18 protein-coding genes are annotated in these 25,329 nt (G+C 60.5%); 8 read left to right on the forward strand and 10 right to left on the reverse strand.

Annotation, left to right across the window (positions count from 1 at the left end; translation table 11 throughout):
* Positions 1-241: 241 nt before the first annotated feature.
* Positions 242-2,074, forward strand: a complete 1,833-nt coding sequence (locus tag KW841_RS19065; protein WP_218479069.1) for a sigma-54-dependent Fis family transcriptional regulator — start codon at positions 242-244, stop codon at positions 2,072-2,074.
* A 200-nt stretch (positions 2,075-2,274) separates the two neighbouring features.
* Here KW841_RS19065 and cysS read toward each other — a convergent pair whose 3' ends face one another.
* Both cysS and KW841_RS19075 read right to left on the reverse strand, forming a co-directional pair.
* Positions 2,275-3,657 (reverse strand): cysteine--tRNA ligase, encoded by a 1,383-nt coding sequence (gene cysS, locus KW841_RS19070; RefSeq protein ID WP_007970481.1) that lies wholly within the window; start codon positions 3,655-3,657, stop codon positions 2,275-2,277.
* A gap of 15 nt (positions 3,658-3,672) precedes the next feature.
* Positions 3,673-5,370, reverse strand: a complete 1,698-nt coding sequence (locus KW841_RS19075) for a glutamine--tRNA ligase/YqeY domain fusion protein (RefSeq protein WP_218479071.1) — start codon at positions 5,368-5,370, stop codon at positions 3,673-3,675.
* 250 nt (positions 5,371-5,620) lie between these two features.
* On the opposite strand from KW841_RS19075, the gene KW841_RS19080 reads away from it, so the two are divergent.
* The gene (locus tag KW841_RS19080) at positions 5,621-6,124 is read left to right on the forward strand and encodes a peptidylprolyl isomerase (protein WP_007981235.1); all 504 of its coding nucleotides are present in this window, start codon (positions 5,621-5,623) and stop codon (positions 6,122-6,124) included.
* The gene (gene lpxH, locus KW841_RS19085) at positions 6,121-6,873 is read left to right on the forward strand and encodes a UDP-2,3-diacylglucosamine diphosphatase (protein WP_218479072.1); all 753 of its coding nucleotides are present in this window, start codon (positions 6,121-6,123) and stop codon (positions 6,871-6,873) included. The genes KW841_RS19080 and lpxH overlap by 4 nt, the downstream gene beginning before the upstream one ends.
* Positions 6,874-6,998: 125 nt before the next feature.
* On the opposite strand, the gene KW841_RS19090 is transcribed toward lpxH, so the two are convergent.
* The 7 genes from KW841_RS19090 to KW841_RS19120 all read right to left on the reverse strand — a co-directional run bounded on the left by KW841_RS19090 (position 6,999) and on the right by KW841_RS19120 (position 18,263).
* Positions 6,999-8,531 (reverse strand): DHA2 family efflux MFS transporter permease subunit, encoded by a 1,533-nt coding sequence (locus tag KW841_RS19090; protein ID WP_218479074.1) that lies wholly within the window; start codon positions 8,529-8,531, stop codon positions 6,999-7,001.
* Positions 8,532-8,743: 212 nt separating this feature from the next.
* Positions 8,744-9,946 carry an efflux RND transporter periplasmic adaptor subunit gene (locus tag KW841_RS19095; RefSeq protein ID WP_218479076.1) on the reverse strand — a complete coding sequence of 401 codons (1,203 nt, stop codon included), beginning with the start codon at positions 9,944-9,946 and terminating at the stop codon, positions 8,744-8,746.
* A 15-nt stretch (positions 9,947-9,961) separates the two neighbouring features.
* Positions 9,962-11,431, reverse strand: coding sequence for an efflux transporter outer membrane subunit (locus KW841_RS19100; protein ID WP_218479079.1), 1,470 nt, complete (start codon positions 11,429-11,431; stop codon positions 9,962-9,964).
* Entirely contained in the window at positions 11,428-11,901 is a 474-nt protein-coding gene (locus KW841_RS19105; protein ID WP_218479081.1) for a MarR family winged helix-turn-helix transcriptional regulator, read from the reverse strand. The genes KW841_RS19100 and KW841_RS19105 overlap by 4 nt, the downstream gene beginning before the upstream one ends.
* A gap of 237 nt (positions 11,902-12,138) precedes the next feature.
* Positions 12,139-15,810 carry a translocation/assembly module TamB domain-containing protein gene (locus KW841_RS19110; RefSeq protein ID WP_218479083.1) on the reverse strand — a complete coding sequence of 1,224 codons (3,672 nt, stop codon included), beginning with the start codon at positions 15,808-15,810 and terminating at the stop codon, positions 12,139-12,141.
* Complete coding sequence (locus KW841_RS19115; protein WP_218479085.1) at positions 15,807-17,534, reverse strand: autotransporter assembly complex family protein; 1,728 nt, start codon at positions 17,532-17,534, stop codon at positions 15,807-15,809. The genes KW841_RS19110 and KW841_RS19115 overlap by 4 nt, the downstream gene beginning before the upstream one ends.
* Positions 17,535-17,612: 78 nt before the next feature.
* Entirely contained in the window at positions 17,613-18,263 is a 651-nt protein-coding gene (locus KW841_RS19120) for an N-acetyltransferase (protein ID WP_095966520.1), read from the reverse strand.
* Positions 18,264-18,568: 305 nt separating this feature from the next.
* On the opposite strand from KW841_RS19120, the gene xthA reads away from it, so the two are divergent.
* The 3 genes from xthA (at position 18,569) to KW841_RS19135 (ending at position 22,266) form a co-directional block, all read left to right on the forward strand.
* Entirely contained in the window at positions 18,569-19,381 is an 813-nt protein-coding gene (gene xthA / locus KW841_RS19125) for an exodeoxyribonuclease III (protein WP_056724077.1), read from the forward strand.
* A gap of 210 nt (positions 19,382-19,591) precedes the next feature.
* A complete protein-coding gene (locus tag KW841_RS19130) occupies positions 19,592-20,932 on the forward strand; it encodes a substrate-binding domain-containing protein (RefSeq protein ID WP_218479087.1) in 1,341 nt (446 codons plus the stop codon).
* A 155-nt stretch (positions 20,933-21,087) separates the two neighbouring features.
* Positions 21,088-22,266: a hypothetical protein gene (locus KW841_RS19135; protein ID WP_218479089.1), complete on the forward strand. Its 1,179-nt coding sequence runs from the start codon at positions 21,088-21,090 to the stop codon at positions 22,264-22,266.
* Between the two features lie 66 nt (positions 22,267-22,332).
* Here the strand turns inward: KW841_RS19135 and KW841_RS19140 are convergent, their stop codons facing one another.
* On the reverse strand, positions 22,333-23,562 hold the full coding sequence (locus tag KW841_RS19140; RefSeq protein ID WP_218479091.1) for an acyl-CoA dehydrogenase: 1,230 nt from the start codon (positions 23,560-23,562) through the stop codon (positions 22,333-22,335).
* Between the two features lie 165 nt (positions 23,563-23,727).
* On the opposite strand from KW841_RS19140, the gene KW841_RS19145 reads away from it, so the two are divergent.
* The gene (locus KW841_RS19145) at positions 23,728-24,657 is read left to right on the forward strand and encodes a LysR family transcriptional regulator (RefSeq protein ID WP_007970503.1); all 930 of its coding nucleotides are present in this window, start codon (positions 23,728-23,730) and stop codon (positions 24,655-24,657) included.
* A 206-nt stretch (positions 24,658-24,863) separates the two neighbouring features.
* A complete protein-coding gene (locus KW841_RS19150) occupies positions 24,864-25,265 on the forward strand; it encodes a MerR family DNA-binding transcriptional regulator (RefSeq protein ID WP_007980992.1) in 402 nt (133 codons plus the stop codon).
* Positions 25,266-25,329: the final 64 nt, after the last annotated feature.

Here is a 25,329-nt window from a genome sequence, read left to right on the forward strand (position 1 = left end):
ATGAACAATCTGAAATGAACAATTGAACAGTTCACCCATTGACAGTGAACAATAGTGAACAACACTCTACGGACTGTTCACGGCCCCTGTAGGAGCGAGCTTGCTCGCGATGGACGTTAACGTTGACGAGGGCTGCCTGAGTAAACGCGGCGCTCTCACGTGCATCGCGAGCAAGCTCGCTCCTACAGGGATCGGCGCTATCCCATAAAAACAATAAAAGCTCGCCCAGAGATCGACTGCCATGCCCGCACCCGCATCGCCGCTGTCCCACGACGCCATCATCCAGGACTCCTGGTCGCGTTGCCGCGCGTTCGGACTCAGTCATCAGAGCGCGCCGGCATTCGATCAATTGCCGGCCGCGGGCATCGCGCAATTGCTGGAGAGCCAGCATTCACTGGTGCAAACCACCCATCAGGAAGTGCTGCCCTACTACGAGAACATCCTGAGCAATTCCAATTGCCTGATCATGCTCGCCGACCATCAGGGCCAGGTGCTCACATCGTGGGGCACCCAGCGCTTTATCGAGCCGAAACTGGCCCGGGGTTTCAGCGCCGGCGCCAGCTGGATGGAGCGTTGCACCGGCACCAACGCCATTGGCACCGCCCTGGCCTGTGAACAAGCCGTGCACATCGAGCACGACGAACATTTCCTCAAGGCCAACCGCTTCATGACCGGTTCCGCCGCGCCGATTTTCGATGCCGAGCGCAAGGTGATCGCGGTGCTGGACGTGTCCAGCGACAGCTACCTGCCGCCATCGCACACCCTGGGCATGGTCAAGATGATGAGCCAGACCGTGGAAAACCGGCTGATCCTCAACCTGTTCCATGGCCAGCATTTCCAGTTGACGTTCAACACCGGGTTGAACAACCTCGACAGCCAATGGGCCGGCTTGCTGATTTTCGATGAAAGCGGCCAGGTGCTGTCGGCCAATCGCCGGGCCGACAATCTGCTGGGCATCAGCCTGTCGCGGGTCAGTGTCGAGAGCCTGTTCAAGGTCTCGTTGCTGGAGCTGCTCAATCAGCCCGAAGGCCTGCCCTTTGCCTTGCAAACTTCCGGGCGCAACCGCTTCCAGTGCCTGTTGAAACGGCCGAAACAGGCATCAATTCAACCCCGAGTGTTCACCGAGCCGGTTGTAGCTACACCCGCGGCCATCAGCCTCAACTCCCTGCATTTCGGCGACAGTCGTGTGGAAAAAGCCGTGCGCCAGGCCGAGCGATTGCTGGAAAAAGACATTCCACTGCTGATCCACGGTGAAACCGGGGTCGGCAAGGAAGTGTTCGTCAAAGCCCTGCATCAGGCCAGTTCGCGCAGCAAACAAGCGCTCATCGCCGTCAACTGTGCGGCGATTCCCGCCGAACTGGTGGAGTCCGAGTTATTTGGTTATGAGAAAGGCGCGTTCACCGGCGCCAACCAGAAAGGCAGCATCGGGCTGATCCGCAAGGCTGACAAAGGCACGCTGTTTCTCGACGAAATCGGTGACATGCCACTGCCGACTCAGGCGCGACTGTTGCGGGTGTTGCAGGAGCGTTGCGTTCAGCCAGTGGGCAGCAGCGAATTGTTCCCTGTGGACTTGCGCATCATTTCAGCGACCAACCGCTCGCTGCGCGAACAAGTACAACTGGGGCGGTTTCGTGAAGACTTGTACTACCGCATCGGCGGCCTGACCCTGGAACTGCCGCCCCTGCGTGAGCGCAGCGATAAGGAAGCACTGTTCAAACGCCTGTGGGAGCAGCACCGCGAACCGACGCAATGGGCCGGTTTGAGCCAGGAAGTGATGGTTTTGTTCGGCCGCCACCCGTGGCCGGGCAACTTGCGCCAGGTCAGCAGCGTGATCCAGGTGGCCTTGGCCATGGCCGAGGAACAGCCGGTGCGGGCTGAGCACTTGCCGGATGATTTTTTTGTCGACCTGGAGATGGAACCGGTAGAGACGCCGGAGCCGCTGGGCATCGACTTGAATGATGTGGAAGCCCTGAATCGGCAGTTACAGGCGGTCGGGGGGAATATTTCGTATCTGGCGCGGCTGTTGGGGGTTAGTCGCAATACCCTGTACAAGCGGTTGCGCCAGGCTGAATGACAAGTTGCCCGAACGGGCCCCTTCGCGGGCAAGCCCGCTCCCACAGTGTCCGTGTCTTACACAAAATCTGTGCAACCCGCTGAACCTGTGGGAGCGGGCTTGCCCGCGAAGGCGTCAGCCCTGTCACTTCAAAATGAACTGCCAGCCCCTAAAACAAAAACCCGCACAAGGCGGGTTTTGCTTTACAGCGGATCAGGCAATCAGTCAGCCAGACGCCAGGTCGTGCCGCCCTTGCCGTCTTCCAGCACCACGCCCATGGCGGTGAGCTGGTCGCGGATGCGGTCAGATTCGGCCCAGTCCTTGCCGGCACGTGCCGCCAGGCGAGCAGCAATCAGTGCTTCGACTTCGGCTGCATCCACGCGCCCTTCGGCACCGGCCTGCAGGAAGTCATCGGCTTCGAGCTGCAACACACCCAGCACGCTGGCCAGTTCTTTCAGACGCGCCGCCAGGCCGGCCGCTGCATTGAGATCGCTCTCGCGCAGGCGGTTGATCTCGCGGACCATCTCGAACAGCACCGCGCAGGCTTCCGGCGTGCCGAAGTCGTCGTTCATCACCTGGGTGAAACGCTCGACAAAGGCTTCGCCGCCGGCCGGCGCCACGTTCGGCAGGCCTTTCAACGCGTGGTAGAAACGCTCCAGGGCGCCCTTGGCGTCCTTGAGGTTGTCTTCCGAATAGTTGATCGCACTGCGGTAGTGGCTCGACACCAGCAGGTAACGCACGACTTCCGGGTGGTACTTGTCGAGCACGTCGCGGATGGTGAAGAAGTTGTTCAAGGACTTGGACATCTTCTCGCCATTGATGCGGATCATGCCGCAATGCATCCACGCGTTGGCGTAGGTCTTGCCGGTGGCCGCTTCGCTCTGGGCGATTTCGTTTTCATGGTGCGGGAACTCAAGATCGCTGCCGCCGCCATGAATGTCGAAAGTCTCACCGAGGCAGCAGGTCGACATCACCGAGCACTCGATGTGCCAGCCCGGACGCCCGGCGCCCCACGGCGATTCCCAGCTCGGTTCGCCCGGCTTGGCGGCTTTCCACAGCACGAAGTCCAGCGGGTCCTGCTTGGACTCGTCGACTTCAATGCGCGCACCGATACGCAGGTCTTCGATCTTCTTGCGCGACAGCTTGCCGTAGCCCATGAACTTGCCGACGCGGTAGTACACGTCGCCATTGCCCGGGGCGTAGGCATAACCCTTGTCGATCAGGGTCTGGATCATCGCGTGCATGCCCGGGATGTGATCGGTGGCACGCGGCTCCATGTCCGGCTTCTTGATGTTCAGGCGCGCTTCGTCTTCGTGCATCGCCGCGATCATGCGCTCGGTCAAGGCTTCGAACGACTCGCCGTTCTCGTTGGCCCGGTTGATGATCTTGTCGTCGATGTCGGTGATGTTGCGCACATAAGTCAGGTCGTAGCCGCTAAAGCGCAACCAGCGGGTCACCAGGTCGAACGCAACCATGCTGCGGCCATGGCCCAGGTGGCAGTAGTCGTACACGGTCATGCCGCACACGTACATGCGCACCTTGTTGCCATCAAGCGGCTTGAAGACTTCTTTGCTCTTGGTGAGCGTGTTGTAAATCGTTAGCACGTTAACTTCCTTGAATCACTGGCCCCACGAATCACGCAGGGTCACGGTACGGTTGAATACCGGCTGACCTGGTTTCGAGTCCTTCAAATCGGCGACGAAGTAACCTTCGCGCTCGAACTGGAAACGGTCTTCCGGCTGTGCATTGCCCAGCGAGGGTTCAGCACGACAACCGGTGAGTACCTGCAGCGAGTCAGGGTTGATGTTGTCCAGGAAACTGGCGCTGTCTTCGGCCTTCTCCGGGTTCGGAGAACGGAACAGACGATCGTACAGACGCACTTCGCACTCGACGCTGGCCGCGGCCGGCACCCAGTGGATCACGCCTTTGACCTTGCGGCCTTCCGGGTTCTTGCCCAGGGTGTCCGGATCGTACGAGCAGCGCAGTTCGACGATGTTGCCATCGGCGTCCTTGATCGCTTCGTCGGCGCGGATCACGTAGCTGCCACGCAGACGCACTTCACCGGCCGGCTCCAGGCGCTTGTAGCCCTTAGGCGGCTCTTCCATGAAGTCTTCACGGTCGATGTAGATTTCACGGGCGAACGGCAAAGCGCGCACGCCCATGTCTTCTTTCGGATGACGCGGCAGTTCGAGGTTCTCGACCTGGCCTTCCGGGTAGTTGGTGATCACGACTTTCAGCGGACGCAACACGCACATGGCACGCGGGGCGCTCTGGTCGAGGTGGTCACGGATGCTGAACTCGAGCATGCCGAAGTCGACCACGCCGTCGGAACGGTTGGTGCCGATCATTTCGCAGAAGTTGCGGATCGACTTAGGCGTGTAGCCACGGCGGCGGAAACCCGACAGCGTGGACATGCGCGGGTCGTCCCAGCCGTTGACGTGCTTTTCATCGACCAGCTGCTTGAGCTTGCGCTTGCTGGTGATGGTGTAGTTCAGGTTCAGGCGGCTGAACTCGTACTGGCGCGGGTTGGCCGGCACCGGCAGATGCTCGAGGAACCACTCGTACAGCGGACGGTGGCTTTCGAACTCCAGGGTGCAGATCGAGTGGGTGATGCCTTCGATGGCGTCCGACTGACCGTGGGTGAAGTCGTAGTTCGGGTAGATGCACCACTTGTCACCGGTCTGGTGGTGGTGAGCGTGACGGATGCGATACATGATCGGATCACGCAGGTTCATGTTCGGCGAGGCCATGTCGATCTTGGCCCGCAGCACGCGTGCGCCGTCCGGGAACTCGCCGGCCTTCATGCGGGCGAACAGGTCCAGGTTCTCTTCGACACTGCGGTCGCGGAATGGGCTGTTCTTGCCAGGTTCCGTCAGGCTGCCACGGTATTCCTTGGCTTGCTCCGGAGTCAGGTCATCGACGTAGGCATTGCCGGATTTGATCAACTCCACCGCCCAGTCATGCAACTGGTCGAAATACTGCGAGGCGTAGCGCACTTCACCGGACCACTCGAAGCCCAGCCATTTGACGTCGCTTTCGATCGCGTCGATGTATTCCTGGTCTTCCTTGGCCGGGTTGGTGTCGTCGAAACGCAAGTGCGTGACGCCGCCGAACTCCTGGGCCAGGCCGAAGTTCACACAGATCGACTTGGCATGGCCGATGTGCAGGTAGCCGTTGGGCTCAGGCGGGAAACGGGTGACGATCTGCGTGTGCTTGCCCGAGTCCAGGTCTGCCTGGATGATCGGCCGCAGGAAGTTGACCGGCACGGCTGGGCCGGTCTTGGCATTCGAGGTAGGGTCGACAGTGGGCTTGCTCATAGGATCCTTGAACGTACAAGTGCGTGGCCGTAATGAAGGCCGGACAAAACAAAGCCGCTATCATAGCCGATGCCGTCAAGTGCCTGACAGAGCGCACTCTGTAAACCGTCGCATTTAATGGGCTGCAAATGAAAAAACTGCCTCGAAATTCGCGTCTGGCACGCTAAACTGCGCACCTTGGCCAAAAAGGCTGAACCGGTGGCGGGACATGCTGTTCCAACACCACGAATTCCTTAAGTGAGTAACGATCATGACCCAAGTCAAACTGACTACCAACTTCGGCGACATCGTCCTCGAACTGAACGCCGACAAAGCCCCGATCACCGTGGCCAACTTCGTCGAGTACGTTAAAGCCGGTCACTACGAAAACACCGTTTTCCACCGTGTCATCGGTAACTTCATGATCCAGGGCGGCGGTTTCGAGCCAGGCATGAAAGAAAAGAAAGACAAGCGCCCAAGCATCCAGAACGAAGCCGACAACGGTCTTTCCAACGACAAGTACACCATCGCCATGGCCCGCACCATGGAGCCGCATTCGGCTTCCGCACAGTTCTTCATCAACGTGGCGGACAACAGCTTCCTCAACCACAGCGGCAAGAACGTTCAAGGCTGGGGCTACGCGGTATTCGGTAAAGTGACCGCCGGCACCGACGTTGTCGACAAGATCAAAGGCGTGGCCACCACTTCCAAGGCCGGCCACCAGGACGTACCGGCAGACGACGTGATCATCGAGAAAGCCGAGATCATTGAGTGATATTGCTGATTTCAGATTTACATCTGGAAGAGGAGCGCCCGGACATTACCCGGGCGTTTCTGGATTTGCTCGCCGGACGCGCCCGCTCGGCGAGTGCGTTGTACATCCTCGGCGACTTTTTCGAGGTGTGGATTGGCGACGACGCCATGACGCCCTTCCAGCGTTCCATCTGCCAGGCCCTGCGCGACCTCAGCGACAGCGGCACGGCCATTTTCCTGATGCACGGCAATCGTGATTTCATGCTCGGCAAGGCCTTCTGCAAGCAAGCCGGCTGCACCCTGCTGAAAGACCCGAGTGTCGTGCAATTCAACGGCGAGCCGGTGCTGCTGATGCACGGCGACAGCCTGTGCACACGCGACGAAGGCTATATGAAGCTGCGTCGCTACCTGCGCAACCCGATCACCCTGTTCATCCTGCGCAACCTGCCCCTGCGCACCCGGCACAAGCTGGCACGCAAGCTGCGCAGTGAAAGCCGTGCCCAGGTGCGGATGAAGGCCAATGACATCGTCGACGTCACGCCCGAAGAGATTCCGCGGATCATGCAGGAGTACGGGGTGAAGACCTTGATCCACGGGCATACCCATCGTCCGGCCATCCACAAGTTGCAGCTGGGCGAGCAGGCAGCCCGGCGCATCGTGCTGGGGGATTGGGATCGCCAAGGGTGGGCGTTGCAGGTGGATGAGCAAGGGTATGCGCTGGCGCCGTTCGACTTCGCCCCGCCGCCGCAATTGGCAGCTCCCGCGAACTGAAGGCTGTAGGAGATCCCTGTGGGAGCGAGCTTGCTCGCGATAGCGGATTAACACTCAACATCTCTGTTGACTGATCCACCGCCATCGCGAGCAAGCTCGCTCCCACAGGGGTTCTGCAGTGCTTGTTAGTGCCCGGCCGAGGCCGCAGGCCCCGCCTTGGCGGTAAACGGCGGCTTGGCCAGCCACACGATCAGGATCAGCCCCATGAACATCCAGCCCAGCAAGGTGAAGTAATCCACCGTGGACATGATGTATGCCTGGCCGATCACCATCTGATCCAGTTGCGTGTAGGCCTTGGCCCCCGCCCCGCCCAGGTTGCTCAGTGCTTCGCGGGTCGCCGGGTCGAACGGGGTGATGCTTTCGGTCAGGTAGGCATGGTGCTGGTCGGCCCGGCGAATCCAGATCCAGGTAGTCAGCGACGCCGCGAAACTACCGCCCAGCGTCCGCAGGAACGTCGCCAACCCGGAGCCGTCGGCAATCTGGCTCGGCGGCAGGTCCGATAGCAGGATGGTCAGGGTCGGCATGAAGAACAACGCCACGCCGATCCCCATGAACAACTGCACCATGGCGATGTGCTGGAAATCCACTTCATTGGTGAACCCGGCGCGCATGAAGCAACTGAGGCCGATGGCCAGGAACGCCCCGCCCGCCAGTAACCGCATGTCGAATTTCGGTGCGTATTTGCCAACAAACGGCGCCAGCAACACCGGCAGGATCCCCAGCGGTGCCACGGCAAAACCGGCCCAGGTCGCGGTGTAGCCCAGACGTGTCTGCAGCCACTGCGGCAGGATCAGGTTGATCCCGAAGAACCCGGCATAGCCCAGGATCAGCACGATGGTGCCGTAGCGGAAGTTGCGGTGGGCGAACAGGCGCAGGTTGACCACCGGGTGTTCGTCGGTCATTTCCCAGACGATGAAGAAGGCCAGGGCTACCACCGAAATCACACTGCCGATCACGATGAAGCTGGATTCGAACCAGTCGGCATCGTTGCCTTTGTCGAGCACAATCTGCAGCGCGCCGACACCGATAATCAGCGCGATCAGACCGACGTAATCCATCGGCTGGCGGCTGGTGACCACCGGGCGCTTTTTCATCTGCTGGGTGACCACCCATGCCGCGAACAGGCCGATCGGCACATTGATGAAGAAAATCCACGGCCAGCTGTAGCTGTCGGTGATCCAGCCGCCGAGGATCGGCCCGGCAATCGGCGCGACCACGGTGACCATCGCCAGCAGCGCCAGGGCCAGCCCCCGTTTCGCCGGCGGATAAACCGCGATCAGCAACGTCTGGGTCATCGGGTACAGCGGCCCCGCCACCACCCCTTGCAGCACCCGGAAGCCCACCAGCTCGGGCATCGAGGTGGATATCCCGCACAGGAACGAAGCCAGCACGAACAGCAGCGTCGCCCAGACAAACAGCTTCACCTCACCAAAACGCCGGCTGAGCCAACCGGTCAGCGGCAAGGCGATGGCATTGCTCACCGCAAACGAGGTGATGACCCAGGTGCCCTGCTCCGAACTCACGCCCAGGTTGCCGGAGATCGTCGGCAGCGCCACGTTGGCGATGGTGGTGTCGAGCACCTGCATGAAGGTCGCCAGCGACAGGCCGATGGTGCTCAGTAACAGGCTTGGCGGTGTGAAAGACGCGTTATTGCTCATCGCGAATCCTTGGAAACCTGATGGGTGCCGCGTCCGTTACGGACGCAGCCAACCCTGTGGGAGCGGGCTGTGGCGAGGGGGCTTGCCCCCGTTGGGCTGCGAAGCAGCCCCAAAATTTCCGATGTATCGAAGATCTTGTGAGTGCTGCGCACTCAAACGGGGGCAAGCCCCCTCGCCACAGCCCGCTCCCACAGGGTCCAGGTAATGGCATTTCAGCGTTGCGCGGTTTTGCTGACCGCGGCGCTGTTGTCGTGGATCAACTGGGTGATCATCGCGTCGGCCTCGGCCAACTGTCGGTCGTAGACGTTGGTGCTGAACGAAGCCTTCTGCGGCGGCTGTTGTGCCAGCACCGGCCCGCTCTGGTCGTGCAGGTCCACGTCGACCATGGTCGACAGGCCGACCCGCAGCGGATGTTTGGCCAGTTCTTCGGCGTTGATGTGGACTCGCACCGGTACGCGCTGCACGATCTTGATCCAGTTGCCGGTGGCGTTCTGCGCCGGCAGCAGGGCAAAGGCGCTGCCGGTGCCGGCGCCGAGGCTGTCGATGGTGCCGCTGTATTTCACGCTGCTGCCGTACAGGTCCGTCTCGATCTCGACCGGTTGGCCAATGCGCATGTCACGCAGCTGGGTTTCCTTGAAGTTGGCGTCGATCCACAGCTGATCCAGCGGAATCACCGCCATCAGCGCGGTACCCGGTTGCACGCGTTGGCCCAGTTGCACCGAACGCTTGGCCACGTAACCGGTGACCGGTGCAATCAGGACGCTGCGTGAGTTGTTCAGGTAGGCCTGACGCAGTTGCGCGGCGGCCGCCATCACGTCCGGGTGCGAAGACACCACGGTGTCATCGACCAGCGCGCTGGTGGTCTTGAGCTTTTGTTCGGCATTGGCCAAGGCGTTTTGCGCCGAGGTCAGGTCGTCGCGGGCGTGGGACAGTTCTTCCTGGGAAATCGCCCCGCCAGCGGCGAGGTTCTTGCGCCGGCTGAAGTTGTCCTGGGCCTTTTGCACTTCGGCCTTCTGCGCATTGACCTGGGCTTTCATGCCATCTACATCGCTGTACAGGCCACGCACCTGACGCACGGTACGGGCCAGATTGGCCTGGGCGTTTTGCAGACCGATTTCGGCGTCGTTCGGGTCGAAGTTCACCAGCACCTGGCCTTCATGCACCAGATCGCCATCGTCGGCGCCGATGCTGACCACGGTGCCCGTGACCAGCGGGGTGATTTCCACCACGTTGCCGTTCACATAGGCGTCGTCGGTGCTTTCGCTCCAGCGTCCGTAGAACTCGTGATACGCCCAGACGCCCGCGCCACTCAGCACGACGGCGACAGCGAGGATCAACAACATGAACTTGCGCTTGCCCGAATTGGGGTTGCCTTGGGTGTTTTCCGGAGGTTGAGTTGTATCGGCAGTGGCCATGACAAGTACCTTGAATTAGTGGGTCAGCGTGGCTGGCGTGGCGTTGGCCGAGGCGATGGCCTCAGGCTGGAAACCGCCGCCCAGCGCCTGCATCAGTTGGATCGACAGGTCGATCTGCTCGGCATTCAGGTTGGCCAGCTGACGCTGAGCCTGGAGTAATTGCTGCTCGATGCTGAGCACGTCCAGGTAGTTGCCGATGCCGGAACCGTAACGCTGTACCACGGTGTTGTAGGACTCCTGGGCGATGTCGGTGGCGTGCTTCTGGGCAGCGATCTGCCGGCCGATATCGCGCAGCCGGTTGATGCTGTCACTGACATCCCCCAGCGCCTTCACCAGGCTTTTGTTGTACTGCGCCACTGCGAGGTCGTAGTCGGCGTCGCGCGAATCGAGGTCGGCGCGCAAGCGGCCACCGTCGAAAATCGGCACAGAAATCGTCGGTGCAATGCTGAAGAAGCGGCTGGCCGATCCAAACATCGCATCGCCCAACAAGGACTCGGCGCCGGCTGCGGCGCTGAGGTTCAAGTTGGGGTAGAACCGGGTCTTGCCGGCGTCGATACTTTTGCTCGCCGCCTCGACCCGCCAGCGCGCGGCGACCAGGTCCGGGCGACGCCCGAGCAGCTCGGCCGGCAACACCGAAGGTAGCGCTACCGCACTCGGCTGAAGAATGTTCGGCCGGGCAATTTCATTGCCGCGGTCCGGACCTTTGCCGAGCAGCACCGCGAGGGCGATCTTCGCGCTGTTCAGGCGCTTTTCAGCGTCGATCAAATTGGCCTGGGAGGTGGCTTCGAGGCTTTCGGTCTGTTGGAACTGGTACTGGCTGTCGATCCCGGCCGTCAGCCGCCGCTGGCTCAGTTCGAGCATTTGCCGGGTGCGCTTGAGGTCTTCGCTGGACAGGTCATACACGATGTGCGCCTGACCGAGATCGCTGTAGGCCCGGGCGACGTCGGCGGCCAGGGTCAGTTGCGCGGCCTGCTGGTCGACTTCGGCGGCACGGGCCTGGCCGAGGGCCGCTTCCCAGGCATCGCGCTGGCCGCCCCACAGGTCGAAGTTGTAGTTGAAGCTGGTGCTGATATTACGAATGGTGGCGTACGCGTCGCCCTGCCCGAGCGGGTCCTGGTCCCGGGCCAGGCGCGAGCGGCTGATACCGGCGCTGGCATCCAGGGTCGGCATCCGCGCGGCGTCGGCGGCGTAAGCGGCAGCACTGGCCTGATGGGCACGGGCGTCGGCGATCTGCATGTCCGGGCTATCACGCAGGGCCTCGCAGATCAGACCGTCGAGTTGCGGGTCGCCGAGGCTTTTCCACCAGTCGTTTTTCGGCCAGGCGGCCGGCGACAGGGTCACGCCGCCGAGGGATTGCCCGGCCTTGAAGTTTTTCGCGTCGAGGCTGACACCTTCGGTTTTCAGGCCGCTGTAACTGGCGCAACCGGCCAGGCTCATGGCCAACAGCATCAGGCTCAGGCCGGCACGCAAGGGTTTGTTGCTCATTTGTCACCTACCCGCAGCAGGGTAATCGCGTCACCGGCTGCTACCAAAATTTTCTTCAGAATCATCTCCAGAGTCTTCAGCTCATCTGGAGTGATGGCACCGGCCAGTTCATTCATGGCTTCGGCACCGATGTGCGGCAGGCGATCAGCCAACCTCTGCCCCTCCTCCGTGAGTACCAGCTGCACCTGACGGCGATCCGCCTCGGAGCGTTGGCGGGCGAGGAACCCCTTCTGTTCCAGACGATCGAGCATGCGCGTCATCGAGCCGCTGTCCAGGGACAGGTGACGGCACAACTCGCCCGGCGAATCGACGCCGTACTGGGCCATGATGATCAACACCTTGAACTGCGCGGCGGTGATGCCGTGGGGTTCCATGTGGGTGTCGATGATCCGGTCCTTGAGCAGCGCGGCGCGTCCGAGCAGCAGGCCAAGATGGCAATTGTGGAAATCGTCTGGAGAGAAATGTTTCATCTGACCACCGGTTAGCTGCCTAGGCAGTGAATGTATGTCGAGATGTTACTGCCTAGGCAGCGAATGTCAACGCAATAGTTAGCATGCTTGGTAAATAGTTGATAAATGGTGTCGGGATTTGTTGCGGCCTCACTGACGCCATCGCGAGCAAGCTCGCTCCCACAAGGATCGCATTGGACCTTGTGGGAGCGAGCTTGCTCGCGATGGGGGCAACTCGGTTTTAACGAAAACGCAGGCCTAGAAATCCCGCTTGTAGAAGATGTCCAACGAACTGGCCACGCCGCCGGCGGCTTCGAGGTAGACCTTTTTGCTCAGCTTGTAGCGCAAGGCAATGGTGTTGGCCGGTTCGAACACGCCGACGCCATAGCGCAGGCTGAGCTTCTCGGAAATATTGCCGCTGGCCACCACGCTGGTGGTGTTGCCGCTGCCCTGGGTGTCGAGCTGGAAGTCCTGGATGCCCAGGTTCTTGGCGATGCCGCTGGTCACACCGGAACTGCCCATCAAGCCCAACCCGAGGGCCGCCTGGGCGAGCATGTTGTTGTCTTCGCCATTGCTGCTCAGTGGACGCCCGAGCACCAGATAGGACAAGGCCTGCTCCTGGCTCATGGCCGGCTCTGAAAAGATTTGCGTGGTCGGTTGTTCGGCGCTGCCACTCAAACGGATGCCGGCGATGATGTCGTCGGTCTTGCGAATGGCTTCGATGTCCAGGTACGGCTGATCGATGGGTCCGGCAAACAGCAAGCGTGCCCGGCGCACTGAAAGCCGCTGGCCATAGGCGCGGTAACGCCCGTCGTTGAGCCACAGCTCGCCACGGGTGTCCATGTTGTCGCCGATGTGCACATGCCCCTGCACATTCGCCGTCAGGCCAAACCCGGCAAAGCTCAGCTTGTCCTCGCCGACCAGCACTTCAATGTCCATCTTCATCGCCAGCGGTGGCTTGCCCTCCTCGGTCTGCTGACCGACGATCACCGTGTCATCGGAGACCTTGACCGTCGACGGCGGCAATTCTCGAATGGTGATTTCGCCCCTGGGCACCAGCACCTTACCGGCGATGGCCAGCTCATCGCCCTTCATCGAAATCTTCAGGTCCGGCGCGACTTCAAGCTTGGCGTAAGGCTCGACGGTAACCGGCAATTGCGACCCCTTGAGTGCCAGATCCACCACCAGCGCCTGACCCCAGGCGATGTTGCCGTTCAAGCTGCCCTGCCCGGCCTTGCCGCTGTTCCAGCCACCGTTCAGTTGCACGCTTTCGCCGGCGATCAGCGCCTGAACGTGCAGGTTTTGCAGCTCCATCGGCAATTCAGGCCCGGCCACCACGCCGTCACTGAGTTGCAGACTGCCATTGACCTGCGGCGCCAAAAGCCCGCCGGAAATCGTGCCGCTGCCATTCAGGCGCCCGGCCAGCTTCTCGACCATCGGCACGAACGGTCGCGCCACCGACAGGTCCAGCCCGCTCAAGCGGAACGAGCCGCTCAATGGTTTGTTCTTCGGCAACGGATTGAGCTGCGCCTGCACCATCAGTTCGCCGAGTTTGCCGCCGACGAAATTGAGTTCGGTGTCGATACGTTTGGGCGTGAGTCTGCTGGTGAGTTTCAGGGTCTGGTACGGGAAGTCCAGCCACTGGTCCTTTTCCTTGATGCGCAACGTGCCGCCGCCGGCATCGACGCTGACCTGGCCGTTCGGGCCACTGGCCGGCAGGTCCAGTTGCAGATCGGCATTGAGCCGGCCCTGCCAGGCGAAATCCTTCGGCAACCACTGCGCGAGGCTGTCGATCGGGAACTGCTTGAGGTGATAACGCAGCTTCGGCTCGGGCATCAGCCGCGAGTCCTCCCCGCACAGGCTGGCCTGACCGGATGCCCAGCAATGGGCACCGAAGTTGATTTTGCCGTCCGCCAGGCGTTCGAGTTTCGCCGGCCCTTGCAGCTTCCAGTCCTGGCCACCGGCCTGGATATCACCGCTGGCCAGGCGTCCGCGCCAATTGCCTTTATCCAGCGCACCGTCCAGACCCAGCGCCAGTTTCAGCTTCGGCCCCTGCAGATCGAGGCTCAGCTTCTGGTTCTTGATGTCGCCCTGGCCGCTGGCGGTCAGGGTTCCCAGCGAGGTGTCACCGGCCTGGATGCCGCTGCCCTTGAGGTCGATTTTCGCCCGTTGCGCACTGTCCAGCGTGGCGTCCAGGTTCAGGCTTTGCAGGCGATTGTCCTGGAAAACCAATTGCGAGCCTTGCAGGTCAAGCTTGCCTTGGGGCGCCTTGAGCGTGCCGGCGACATCCACACGGCCATTGAGTTGACCGCGCAGCTCTGGCCAGAGCTGGGCCAGGCGCGGCAGCTTGAGATCGATCTGCCCGGCGAGTTTCTGTTGCAGGCTGCCCTTGCCGCTGATGCTGTTCTCGCCCAGGCGAACCTGCAGGGCGTTGAGGTTCCATTGCTCACCACGGCCATCGGCCTTGGCCTGGATCACCGCCGGTTGGCCGCGCAGTTTGCCCTTGAGGTCCAGGTCAGCATTGAGGCTGAGCACTTCGTTTTTCAGTTCGCCCGTGCTGCGCAATGGCCCCGCCAGCGTGCCCGGCAGCTCCGCGACCCAGTACGCCGGGTTGATCGCCGACAGATCCAGCGCGGTGTCCCAGGCAATGCCGTCGGCGAACTGCAAGTTCAGGTGTCCTTCAGCCTTGCCCTGTCCGGCCTGGAGTTGAATCTGTTGCAGGTAGATTTTCGTCAGGTCGCCAGCGAACGGACTGGCCAGGGTGAAGGCGCCGGCCGGACCATCCGCCGCGGCCTCAAAATGACCGAGGTACTTGCCGTCGGTGTAGGACACCTCACCGGTGAAGCGGTGCAACACCACCTCCGGCTCGTCGATCAATGGATAGAGACGGTGCCAGGGGAAGTCCAGCCAGTCGATTTTCGCTTCGGCGCTCAGGCCTTTGCTCCAATCCACGAGCCCTGTGAGCTTGAGGCTTTGCTTGTCGTTGGCGGTCAGGTCGAGCGCGGCGATCTGCGCGCCGTTGGCGTCGACCCTGCCTTGCAGCGCCAGGGCGACCGGCCCTTGCTCGGCGGGCAGCGTGGCCTTGCCGAGCAGCGCGTAGCCGTTCTTCAAGTCGCCGGCACCGCTGAGTTCAAGCTGATTGAGTTGCAGGGTGTCCGGCAGATCGGCACCGGGTTTGAAGCCATCGGCGGTGATCCGCACCTTGGCCGGCAGGTTGTCCACCAGGGGTTGCAGTTCGCCGGTCAGTTGCCCGTTGAGGTAACCGCTGCTGTCGGCTTTCAGGTTCAGGGTTTTCAGCAGGTCGCCGTCGACCTTCAACGCCAGCACCAAGGGTTCAGGCGTCGACAACAGGGTCAGCTTGCCTTCGGCGCCGAGCGGCCAGTTGCCGCTGGGTTGCAGCAGGCCGGACAGGTTCAGGCTCAAGTCATCGCGCTGTAACGATACCGAATCGATTTTCAAACCGGCAGCCGTCCAGTGCGCCGCCAGTTGCAAGCCCTTGAGCTCTTCGCTGCCGTTGAACAACAGGCTGCCGACCTTGATCTCCCCCAGTTCGATGGCCAAGGGTAACTTGAGCTCCGGGAGCGTGATCGGGCCGCTGTCCGGCTCTTCGCCACCCGGCGGAAACGTCAGGCTGACCTGGTCGGCCTGCAATTGCTCGATGCACAAGGTCATGCGGGTCAGGCACAACGGCGACCAAGCGAAAATCACCTGGTTCAATTCAACCCAGCTGGTGTCCTGCTGCCACAGCACCCGGTCGGCACTCCACTGCCCGCCCAGCCGGCCCTGGAAATTGTCCAGGGTCAAACCCGGTACGAAACCCAAGGCCCAGCGGCTGCCCGTCGCCGTGCCGAGCACCGTGGCCAGCGTCAAGACAACCAGCATCAACAGTGCGGCAATCGCCAGCAGCGTTACTTTCAAACCACGCTTCACAGCTCAGGCCCCATGGAAAAGTGCAGTCGAATGCCGCCATCGTCGTCCAGCGCATGGGCCAGGTCGAGCCGGATCGGCCCCACCGGCGAGACCCAGCGCACGCCGATACCGACCCCGGTCTTGAGGCTCGGCAGCTCGAGGGTGTTGAAGGCGTTGCCCTGATCGACAAAGGTCGCGATTCGCCATTTTTCGGCGACCGAATACTGATACTCCGCGCTGGCGGCCACCATGTAGCGGCCACCGATGCGGTCGCCGTCGGAGTTTTCCGGGGACAGGCTCTGATAGTCGTAGCCACGCACGCTCTGATCGCCACCGGCGAAGAAGCGCAACGATGGCGGCACCGATTTGAAGCCGTTGGTGGCACTGCCGCCGACCTGCACCCGCCCGAGGAAGCGGTGTTTATCGAACACCGTGGTCAGGCCTTTGACCAACGCTGTGCCATAGAGCAGGTTGCTATCGGAACCCAGACCTTCCTTGGCCACCTTGGATTCGAATTGCAGGCGATAGCCGTTGTGCGGATCGATGCGGTTGTCGCTTTTGAGGTACGAATAGCTCACACCAGGCATCAGCAAGGTACTGAGTCCCGAGTCATCGCCCAGTTGGTAATCCTCGCGCTGCCACTTCAGCGATACCACCCGTTGCCAGCCGCTGGGCAGTTTGCTGTGCCATTCGGGGCCGAGGGTCAGCAGCTTGCTGTGGCTTTCCTTATCGGCGATTTCTTCATTCTGGTAGCCGCCGGCAAAACGCAGTTTGTCCGTCAGCGGCGGATCCAGTGGAATGTCGTAGAACAACCCGACGTTCTGCCGAGGCGCCGAGACTTCGGCCTCCCAGCCGTAACTGTGCCCTTGCGCATTGACCCAGTGCCGGGTCCAGTTGGCCTTGGCCCGTGGGCCGACGTCGGTGGAGAAACCCAGGCCCAGGCCCATGGTCCGTGGCTTGCGGGTTTCGAGCTTGACGTCCACCGGGATCGCATTCTCTTTTGACGCCGCGGGTGCCGCGTCCACGCGCACGCCTTCGAAGTAGCCACTCGATTGCAGGTTCTGATTGAGTTCGGCAATCAGCTCCGAGTCATAGGGTGTACCGGCCTGGAATGGCACCATGCGTTGCAGCAGCTCGTCATCGAACGGCGTATCACCCTCGAAACTGACCTTGCCCAAGGTATAGCGCGGACCGCTTTCATAGATCAGTTCGATATCAGCAACGCCGGCCCGCGGGTCGACCGACAGTTTCGAACGGGTAAAGTGGCCGCTGAAAAAGCCATACCGCGAAGCCTGGTTCTGGATCAGGCGCTTGGCGTCCTCGTAATGCCCATGGTTGAGTACGGCACCGGGCTTGAGCGCGTCGCTTTTGGGGATTCGAAAGGACTTGAGGGACGCTGCGGGCCCTTCCACTCGCACCGTGACATTGCGCAAGTGCACCGGCTCGCCGGGGTCGACCTTCAACACCAGGCGCGGCTTTTCGCCGCCCGTCACTTCACTGTCGATGTGTGGCTGGTAATAACCCAAGGCCTGGGCGGCCTTGCGCGCCTGTTCCTCGGCGCCACGACTGAAGCGCTGCAAGGCTTCTTCGTCACGATCGCCGAGGCTGCCGATATAGCCCTCTATATTGGCCTTCAGTTCATCGTTGGACGGTTTGATCCGCACATCCAATTCACTTTGCGCCAGCGCCGTGCAGCTGGATAACAGCATGAGCACGCCACTGGTAAATCTTCCTGGAAACTTCATAGGCGCGGATGCTATCACGAGCATGGTTCATGAACATGGAAGCGTGATAGAGCCTGACATGCAAAGAAAGTTCGTGGGCTAAGCCGTTGCTGTTTGTAACACCTGGGGATTGGGGTGAAAAAACACGTGCTCGCGAACCGGCCCTACGGCAACTTCACCGATTTCCTCGTAGCCCTGACGTTTATAGAACTCCAGATAGCGAGGATTCCCGGTGTCGAGGATCACGCCCTGTGAGTGTTCATCCACCGCGCACCAGTTGTGCACGGCTTGCAACAGTTGTTCGCCGAAATGCTGGCCCTGGAACTGCGGGTGAACCCCCAGTAACGGCAAGACGTGCACCGAGTCGTTCGGCACGCAGGCCTCCACGGCTGCGTGATATTCGAGGTAGCGACGGGTGCAGCGAAATCCCGTGCTGAGCACCATGCGCAGGCGCCACGCCCAACTTTCGGTGACCCCAAGGCGACGTTGCGGCGGCGCGATCAGGGCGATGCCGATCAGGCGGTCGTTGACCAGCAGACCGATGGCCGGCAGGTCCTGGAGAAAATGCTGGGTCACCAGTTCGCGCACCGTGGCGCGAACCCGCTGTTCATAACCGGGGCGTTCGGCTTCGAACAGATAGCCGAAGGTCGGTTCGTGTCGATAAGCCTGGTACAGCAGCGAACGGGCTTCACGGGCGTAGCCGCTGTCGAGCATGTGAATATCGGCGATGGCGGTCGAGGTTTCGGGCATGACGGTTGATCTCCCCGGCACAGCTCGGATGGCTGCGCTTCTGTTGTTACTGTTGTTACGAGCGGATCGGCGCTGACACAGTTCCTTAAAGATCCGCAATCAGTGTAGGCAATGAAATCGCCTACGCGAGCAGGCTCGCTCCCACAAAAGCAAAGGCCGGCGCATAACCTGTGGGAGCGGGCTTGCTCGCGAAAGGGCCATCACTGCCCACACAAGACTGACAGGCAAAACCCAATCCCCTCACCCCACACTGGCCCGATTCCCCCATGTCAGCTAGCATCGCCCTTTTGCCAGGACTGCCGACCATGAAGATCGTCTCCTTCAACATCAACGGGCTGCGCGCCCGTCCCCATCAGCTGGCGGCGCTGATCGAAAAGCACCAGCCCGATGTGATCGGCTTGCAGGAAACCAAGGTCCACGATGAGCAGTTCCCGTTGGCCGAGGTGCAGGCGCTGGGCTACCACGTGTATTTCCACGGGCAAAAAGGCCATTACGGCGTCGCCCTGCTCTCGCGCCAGGAACCGCTGGCCCTGCATAAAGGGTTCGCCACCGACGAAGAAGATGCCCAGCGGCGTTTCATCTGGGGCACCTTCGCCGACGCCAACGGTGTACCGGTCACCATCATGAACGGTTATTTCCCACAGGGCGAAAGCCGCGACCACCCGACCAAATTCCCGGCCAAGGAACGCTTCTACGGCGACTTGCAGCAATTGCTGGAAAGCCAGTTCAAGAACGACCAGCCGCTGGTGGTGATGGGCGATGTGAACATTTCCCCGGAAGACTGCGACATCGGCATCGGCCCGGACAACATGAAGCGCTGGCTGAAGACCGGTAAATGCAGCTTCCTGCCGGAAGAGCGCGAGTGGATGGCCCGCCTGAAGAACTGGGGCCTGGTCGACAGTTTCCGTCACCTGAACCCGGACGTGAGCGACACCTTCAGCTGGTTCGACTACCGCAGCCGTGGTTTCGAAGACGAACCCAAGCGCGGCCTGCGCATCGACCTGATCCTCGCCTCCCACGGCTTGCTGCCGCGGGTGAAGGCCGCCGGTGTGGACTACGAACTGCGCGGCATGGAAAAACCTTCGGACCATGCGCCGATCTGGCTTGAGTTGAGCTGATTCAGGACCAACCACAATCCCCTGTGGGAGCGAGCTTGCTCGCGATGAGGGAGTGTCAGTCGACATCATTGTCACTGAACCACCGCTATCGTCGGAACGCCGCCCGGAGCAAGCTCGCTCCCACAAGGGACCATCACTGCAACCTGTCATTTTTCGGAAACCTTACTGACTTAATCTCCCGACACCTCCTTTGCTATATAAGGTGCCGGCATGATGCTGCGCGTGTTGTTGCTGTTGATGCTATGCCTCGGCTTGCCACAGCTGGCGGCTGCCGGCAATTTGCCGACATCCGGACAAGGCCCGGTGCTGCGCATTCAGGGCTCCAACACCATCGGCGCAGCCCTGGGACCGGCGCTGGTCGAGGGCCTGCTGGGCGAACAGGGCCTGCGCAGGATTCACCGCGAAACCCCGGACACCGCCAACGAACTGCACATTGTCGGCGAAACCGCTGAGGGCCATCGGGTCGTGGTGGAGGTGGCGGCCCATGGTTCCAGCACCGGTTTCACTGCACTCAAAACAGCCAGCGCCGATCTTGCCACCTCGTCGCGCCCGATCAAAGACAGCGAACTGACAAGCCTGCAATCCCTCGGTGACCTGAAAAGCCCGAGCGCCGAACAAGTCATCGCCATCGACGGCCTGGCGATCATCGTTCACCCAGACAATCCGTTGAGCCAACTCGACACCGTGCAACTGGCGCGCATATTCAGTGGCGAGGTGAAAACCTGGGAAGACATCGGCGGCCGCGACGGGCCGATTCATCTGTATGCGCGGGATGATCAGTCCGGGACCTACGACACCTTCAAGGAACTGGTCCTCAATGGCCATGGGAAAACCCTCGGCAGCGCGGCGAAACGCTTCGAGTCCAGCGAACAACTGTCTGATGCGGTCAGCGCCGACCCACAAGGCATTGGCTTTATCGGCCTGCCCTACGTGCGTCTAGCCAAAGCCGTGGCGATTGTCGATGGGCAATCACAAGCCATGCCGCCACTGAACAACCTGATTGCCACGGAAGACTATCCGCTGTCCCGCCGACTGTTTTTTTATCTGCCGCCGAGCGCAAAGAACCCTTGGGCCGATGCACTGGCGGCGTTCGCCCAAAGCAGTAAAGGACAAGCGATTGTCGCCGCCAACGGTTTCATCGCCCAGACCGTCCAGGCCATGAGCGTGACACCCAATGCGTTGATGCCCGAGGGTTATCAGGCGCTCAGCCGTCATGCTCAGCGTTTGTCGGTCAACTTTCGTTTCGAAGAAGGCAGCGCAACGCTGGACAACAAGGCGCAACAAGACTTGTCCCGGGTGCTCGACTATATAAAGCAGCACGACAAAGCCAATGGCCAGGTAACACTGGTGGGCTTTGGCGATGCCAAGAGCGACCCGGCGCGCGCCGATCTGTTGTCGAAACTGCGGGCCATGGCAGTGCGGCGGGAGTTGGTGAAAAGCGGTATGGTGTTTCGCGAGATTCGCGGGTTTGGAGCGCAGATGCCGGTGGCGGCCAATAACGCCGATGAGGGAAGGATCAAGAATCGGCGGGTTGAGGTTTGGGTGTATTAGATGTTTACGCGCTTTAAAGACGAGCAAGACTGCTAAATAGACTAACGAACTGTCAAAGTTGACAGTTGTTCGATCGATTTCGTTGAAATAGCCTCGCTATGAATGCTGACCTACAGGTGATGTCAGTGAATCAAGGCAAACTTAACGGATCAATCATGAGCACTCAAAATACATCCCCCAAAAGGCCAGGTAACCTGGACGATCAATTCGGCGACAGCGGCGTTGTCAGAGGACCTGCAGGAGCAACAACCTATTCATTGGCCTCACAACCCGACGGGAAGTTGATTTATGCCGTACACAGCGCGAATCAATATTTAATTTATCGCACAAACTCCGACGGACAGTCGGACCCAACGTTCGGTAACGACGGCAGCGGCAGCGTTAGCGGTAAATTCCTGGAAGACAAGAGCAATAAACCTACTCGATTAATCTCCAGAGACAACAAAATACTCATCATCGGCGATGCATTATCCGGAGCCGAAGGAACGCCCGCGGCAAATCGACTGAATGAAAGTGGCAGCCCGGATCTGATTTTCAAAAACGTTCTGGTCCCCCGCCCTGCCATATCGTCGAATGCTGATGCATCTGATGGAGCTCTACTTGAGGATGGCAGAATTCTGATTCTTAGCCAACGAACCAAAGATCAGAACGTGGGCCAGTTGACCTGCATGTTCCCCAATGGAACGCCCGATGGCTCTTTTGGAGATCAAGGGCATATTACTGTTGTTCTGGGTGACCAAATCAACCGAATGGTCAGCGTCGCGATTCAAACAGACGACAAGATCGTCATTGGTATGAACTACATTACATTGCCATCTGGCAGCCAACTAGTACTTTGCCGCTACACGTCACAGGGCAAGCTCGACAAGAGTTTTGGTACTGATGGCTATACTCGGCTCGGTCCTAATGGAGGGACATACGGTCTTAACAAGATGATAGCCCAACCCGATGGAAAACTGATTTGCGTAGGGACAACCGGATTCTCCAAAGCATTCATCATGCGATATAACGAGAAAGGTTCTGCAGATCCAGGGTTCAACGGCGGCAAGGAGGTGCTGATGGAAATACCTTACGGCGGTCTGTTGAGCGCCGTAGGAGTACAACCTGAGGATGGCAAGATTGTCGCTGCAGGCTGGAGTGGATCCCCTATGCGAATGTTTTGGGGACGCTTGAACGAGGATGGCACGAACGACTCCAGCTTTGGAGACGAGGGTTGGGTCAGAGAATTAGCGACAGGCATCCCCCACGACATTCTGGTTCAAGATGGCCGTTTTATTATCGCCGGGCGAACATCCGGCCCTACGGAAGCAGTGCTTTACGGCATCCAGCGTTAATGGTTGTACCTGCCAGGAAAAAGCTGTGTCAGTCCTGAGATTGCGGACGACACAGCTTTTTTTCAATTAATTCCCGCTACGCATCATTTCTTTAGGCACATACTTGCCGATTTCGAACTTGCCGATCGCCGCACGGTGCACTTCGTCCGGGCCATCGGCCAGGCGCAGGGTGCGCTGCATTGCGTACATGTAGGCCAGCGGGAAATCGTTGGAAACCCCTGCCCCGCCATGGATCTGGATCGCCCGGTCGATCACCCGCAACGCAACGTTCGGCGCGACGACCTTGATCTGTGCGATCTCGCTGCGGGCCACTTTGTTGCCAACGGTGTCCATCATGTACGCCGCCTTCAGTGTCAGCAGGCGCGCCATGTCGATCTCCATCCGCGAATCGGCGATCTTGTCGACGTTGCCGCCCAGCCGCGCCAGGGGCTTGCCGAATGCCGTACGGCTCACCGAGCGCTTACACATCAGTTCCAGTGCACGCTCGGCCATGCCGATCGAACGCATGCAGTGATGAATCCGGCCCGGGCCAAGGCGACCTTGAGCGATTTCGAAGCCGCGTCCTTCGCCCAGAAGGACGTTTTCGTACGGCACCCGGACGTTTTCAAACAGCACTTCGGCGTGACCATGAGGCGCATCGTCGTAACCGAACACCGGCAGCGGACGCACAATCTTCACGCCGGGGGTATCGACCGGCACCAGAATCATCGAGTGCTGGGCGTGGCGTGGCGCGTCCGGATTGCTCAGCCCCATGAAAATCAGGATTTTGCAGCGTGGGTCGCAAGCACCCGAGGTCCACCATTTCTTGCCGTTGATCACCCACTCGTCGCCATCGCGCACCGCACGGGCGGCCATGTTGGTGGCATCGGAGGACGCCACCTCCGGTTCGGTCATGGCGAATGCCGAGCGGATCTCGCCGCGCAGCAAAGGTTCGAGCCAGCGTTGCTTCTGCTCTTCGTTGGCGTAACGCACCAGCACTTCCATGTTGCCGGTGTCCGGTGCCGAACAGTTGAATGGCTCTGGCCCCAGCAACGAGCGGCCCATGATTTCCGCCAGCGGCGCGTATTCGAGGTTGGTCAGACCGGCACCGAGTTCAGACTCAGGCAGAAACAAATTCCACAGCCCTTCAGCCTTGGCCTTGAGTTTGAGTTCTTCCATGATCGCGGTCGGCTGCCAGCGGTCGCCCTCGGCGACCTGGCGCTCGAACACGGCTTCGGCGGGATAAACGTAGGTGTCCATGAACGCTGTTACGCGCTCACGCAGTTCCTGAACCTTGGGCGAATAAGCGAAATCCATGAGCGAGATACCTTCTTGGGGGAGGTTGTTTAGATCATGCAATCGATGCTAGAACAGCCATGAAAATTTACCTAGCCTATTCTCGGCGTGTATAAACATTCATCACCGATATATGATCGACTGATCGTCAAGGTCAGCCCGCCCACACAATAAGAGAGCCGCGTAATGAATCTGAGCAAGGTCGATCTCAACCTTTTCATCGTCTTCGACGCGATCTACACCGAAGCCAACCTGACCCGTGCCGGGCAGATTGTCGGCATCACCCAACCGGCGGTGTCGAACGCTCTGGCCCGCCTGCGTGAGACCTTCAACGATCCGCTGTTCGTACGCACGGCCCAAGGCATGGTGCCGACGCCCATGGCGCAGAACATCATCGGCCCGGTGCGCAATGCGCTCTCACTGCTGCGCGTGTCGGTGCAGGAAAGCCGCATTTTCAACCCGCAGCAAGCGGTCAAGACCTATCGCATCAGCATGACCGACCTCACCGAAGCGGTGATCCTGCCGCCGCTGTTCCAGCGTCTGCGCCGCCTGGCACCGACGGTAATCATCGAGAGTTTTCTGTCCAAACGCCGCGAGACCACCAAGGAACTGGCGGCCGGCCGCCTGGACTTTGCGGTCGATGCGCCGCTCAACACCGACCCGCAAGTGCGTCACGTCAAGTTGATGGAGGACCGCTACGTGTGCGCCATGCGCAAGGGGCATCCACTGGCGGGCAAGGAGAAACTCACGCTGGATGATTACCTCAGCCTGACCCACATCCATATTTCCAGCCGTCGCAGCGGCCTCGGCTATGTCGACCTGGCGCTTGGCAAGATGGGCATCCAGCGCAAGATCGCCCTGCGTTCCCAGCATTACCTGATGGCCTCGCAGGTGTTGCAGCAGACGGACATGGTCATGACCGTGCCGGAACGCTTCGCCCGCCGCAACGACCTGCACGCCTTTTATCTGCCGGTCAACGATGTGCCGCCAGTGGAAACCCACCTTTACTGGCACGAAAGCACTGACCAGGACCCGGCGAACCGCTGGATGCGCGAGCAGATGATCGAGCTGTGCCAGCAGGTGACGGCGCAGGAGAAGAAGCTCGAGAAGGTGTAGGGCTGGATACCGGGGTGCCTCCATCGCGAGCAAGCTCGCTCCCACATTGGATCTTCAGTGGACACAAAACTGGTGTCCGGCAAAGATCCCCTGTGGGAGCGAGCTTGCTCGCGATGAGGCCAGCAAGAACACTGAAGATTCACGCCCCTTGACGTAAACGTCAACCTGCCATTAGCTTAGCGCCATGACCTTTTGCGAGCGCTTCCATGAGCAGCCAGACCTACAGCATTTCCGACCTCGCCCGCGAGCTTGACATCACCACCCGCGCCATTCGCTTTTATGAGGAGCAAGGCCTGCTCAGCCCCGAGCGCCGTGGCCAGGAACGCATTTACTCGCCCCGCGACAAAGTCAGCCTGAAGCTGATCCTGCGGGGCAAACGCATCGGTTTCTCGCTGGCTGAATGCCGCGAGCTGATCGAGCTTTACGACCCGTCCAGCGGTAACACCAAACAGCTGCACAGCATGCTGGCGAAAATCAGCGAGCGCCGTGAGCAGCTTGAACAGCAGTTGCTGGACATCGAACAGATGAAACTGGAGCTCGATACTGCCGAAGAGCGCTGCGTACAGGCGCTGGAGCAGACCCTCAAAAGCCAGGAATCGATTCAGTAAATCCACACCGCCCCCTGTAGGAGCGAGCTGTGGCGAGGGGGCTTGCCCCCGTTTGAGTGCGCAG

This window comes from Pseudomonas sp. PDM28, assembly GCF_019219115.1.
GTDB classification, from domain to species: Bacteria; Pseudomonadota; Gammaproteobacteria; order Pseudomonadales; family Pseudomonadaceae; genus Aquipseudomonas; species Aquipseudomonas laurylsulfatiphila.

Bases quoted from the DNA above. Each gene is read 5' to 3' on its own strand.
- KW841_RS19105 (WP_218479081.1), bottom strand. From the start codon at position 11,901: ATGAAACATTTCTCTCCAGACGATTTCCACAATTGCCATCTTGGCCTG.
- KW841_RS19120 (WP_095966520.1), bottom strand. From the start codon at position 18,263: ATGCCCGAAACCTCGACCGCCATCGCCGATATTCACATGCTCGACAGC.
- xthA (WP_056724077.1), top strand. From the start codon at position 18,569: ATGAAGATCGTCTCCTTCAACATCAACGGGCTGCGCGCCCGTCCCCAT.
- KW841_RS19135 (WP_218479089.1), top strand. From the start codon at position 21,088: ATGAGCACTCAAAATACATCCCCCAAAAGGCCAGGTAACCTGGACGAT.
- KW841_RS19080 (WP_007981235.1), top strand. From the start codon at position 5,621: ATGACCCAAGTCAAACTGACTACCAACTTCGGCGACATCGTCCTCGAA.
- KW841_RS19145 (WP_007970503.1), top strand. From the start codon at position 23,728: ATGAATCTGAGCAAGGTCGATCTCAACCTTTTCATCGTCTTCGACGCG.
- KW841_RS19115 (WP_218479085.1), bottom strand. From the start codon at position 17,534: ATGAAGTTTCCAGGAAGATTTACCAGTGGCGTGCTCATGCTGTTATCC.
- KW841_RS19140 (WP_218479091.1), bottom strand. From the start codon at position 23,562: ATGGATTTCGCTTATTCGCCCAAGGTTCAGGAACTGCGTGAGCGCGTA.
- KW841_RS19095 (WP_218479076.1), bottom strand. From the start codon at position 9,946: ATGGCCACTGCCGATACAACTCAACCTCCGGAAAACACCCAAGGCAAC.
- KW841_RS19065 (WP_218479069.1), top strand. From the start codon at position 242: ATGCCCGCACCCGCATCGCCGCTGTCCCACGACGCCATCATCCAGGAC.
- KW841_RS19090 (WP_218479074.1), bottom strand. From the start codon at position 8,531: ATGAGCAATAACGCGTCTTTCACACCGCCAAGCCTGTTACTGAGCACC.
- KW841_RS19075 (WP_218479071.1), bottom strand. From the start codon at position 5,370: ATGAGCAAGCCCACTGTCGACCCTACCTCGAATGCCAAGACCGGCCCA.
- KW841_RS19130 (WP_218479087.1), top strand. From the start codon at position 19,592: ATGATGCTGCGCGTGTTGTTGCTGTTGATGCTATGCCTCGGCTTGCCA.
- KW841_RS19150 (WP_007980992.1), top strand. From the start codon at position 24,864: ATGAGCAGCCAGACCTACAGCATTTCCGACCTCGCCCGCGAGCTTGAC.
- KW841_RS19100 (WP_218479079.1), bottom strand. From the start codon at position 11,431: ATGAGCAACAAACCCTTGCGTGCCGGCCTGAGCCTGATGCTGTTGGCC.